The following is a 290-nucleotide window of genomic DNA, read 5'->3' as shown; positions in this document are numbered from 1 at the left end:
ACGTATTTTGAAAACAGCAGCGACAGCACTGTGATTGGCACTGTGTCTGCCATCGATCCGGAAGGCACGCCAGTGACCTACAGTATCGTCAGCGGCAATGACGACGCTTGGTTTGAGATTGACCCTGTGACCGGTGTCATCAGCTTGACCCCAGCGGGCGTGGCTGCCGTCGCCAATGACTTTGAAGCCCTGGCGAACGTGCACAATTTAGTCGTCGGCGCCTCAGATGGCGTCAACACCACCAACATTAACGTCACCCTCACTGAGCTTGATGTCAATGAAACGCCTGA

At 54.8% G+C, this 290-nt stretch carries 1 protein-coding gene; it reads left to right on the top strand.

Annotated elements, in window-relative coordinates; all coding sequences use genetic code 11:
- Nucleotides 1-290, top strand: a 290-nt coding sequence (locus tag H5185_RS22570) for a cadherin repeat domain-containing protein (protein ID WP_182743374.1), incomplete at both ends; no start/stop codon positions are given.

Origin of the sequence: Shewanella sp. SG44-6 (assembly GCF_014164185.1) — a bacterium.
Lineage (GTDB): Bacteria > Pseudomonadota > Gammaproteobacteria > Enterobacterales > Shewanellaceae > Shewanella > Shewanella vesiculosa.
The sequence above is the reverse complement of the archived record's forward strand: the minus strand, read 5'-3'. Positions and strand labels throughout refer to the sequence as shown.